The sequence below is a fragment of the Campylobacter sp. P0085 genome (genome assembly GCF_002139495.1).
GTDB classification, from domain to species: domain Bacteria; phylum Campylobacterota; class Campylobacteria; order Campylobacterales; family Campylobacteraceae; genus Campylobacter; species Campylobacter devanensis.
The window spans coordinates 1-1,251 of the sequence record NZ_MJKB01000015.1; the positions used below are offsets into that span (position 1 = coordinate 1).

At 39.2% G+C, this 1,251-nt stretch carries 2 protein-coding genes; both read left to right on the plus strand.

Going from position 1 to position 1,251, the window contains the following annotated elements; all coding sequences use genetic code 11:
* Nucleotides 1-471: dCTP deaminase (gene dcd / locus CIGNP85_RS08220; protein ID WP_086287850.1), on the plus strand; the 471-nt coding region annotated here is incomplete at its 5' end.
* 9 nt (nucleotides 472-480) lie between these two features.
* A partial coding sequence (locus CIGNP85_RS08225; protein WP_086287853.1) for an aminotransferase class V-fold PLP-dependent enzyme occupies nucleotides 481-1,251 on the plus strand: 771 nt, incomplete at its 3' end.

Genomic DNA, 1,251 nt, shown 5'->3' on the forward strand with positions numbered 1-1,251 from the left:
GTTGTCAGCTATGGGCTTTCTAGTTATGGATATGATATTAGGGTTGGAAATGAATTTAAAATCTTTACAAATGTCGGTGGTACAGTTGTAGACCCTAAAAATTTTGATGAGAAAAATGTAGTGGATTTCATCGGTGATATCTGTATTGTGCCACCAAATTCATTTGCCTTAGCTAGGACGGTGGAGTATTTTATAATGCCTAGAGATACCCTAGCTATATGCCTTGGCAAAAGCACATACGCAAGGTGTGGGATAATAGTCAATGTAACGCCATTTGAGCCTGGATTTAAAGGTCATATCACAATTGAAATTTCAAATACTACCCCACTTCCGGCTAAAATTTACGCAAATGAGGGGATAGCTCAGGTGCTATTTTTACAAGGGGATGAGATTTGTGAGACTAGCTACGCTGACAAAAATGGCAAATATCAATCCCAAACTGGCATAACCCTACCAAGAATACTACAATAAGGGTTTAAAATGATGGTTTATAGCAGACAAAAAATAGAAGATGATGATATAAAAGCCGTGATAGAAGCGCTAAAAAGCGATATGCTTACATGTGGAAATCGTGTGGTTGATTTTGAGAGTGCTTTGTGCGAGCTTACTGGAGCCAAATTTGCCGTGGCGATGAACTCGGCCACTTCAGCACTTCACGCTGGATATATCGCACTTGGCGTAGGACCTGGCGATGAAGTTATCACCACCCCTATAACCTTTGCAGCCACTGCAAATGCAGCTATAATGTGTGGGGCTAGGATTAAATTTGCTGATGTACTTTTAAATGGTAATATAAATCCAGCCTTTATAAAAGAGTTAATAAGCGATAAAACCAAGGTTATAACTGCTGTGGATTTTGGTGGGTATCCAGTAGATATGGATGCTATCAAAGCGTTAATAAAAGAGCAAGATATTAAAATTATTGATGATGCTAGTCACGCTTTGGGTAGTAGTATTAATGGCAAGATGGTTGGCACTTTGGCTGATGCTACGATTTTTAGCTTTCATGCGATTAAGCCTATTACGACTTTTGAGGGTGGGGCTTTGCTAACTAATAATGAAGAGATTGCTAAATCTGCTAGACTCACACGCTCACATGGTATGGTAAAAAAACAGGCTTGGAATATGGATATGGTAACTCTAGGCTATAATTACCGCTTAAGCGATGTGGCGTGTGCTTTGGGGCTAAGCCAAATCAAAAAGCTTGATAAGTTTATCTCTAGGCGTTATGAGATTGCTAAGATATATGAT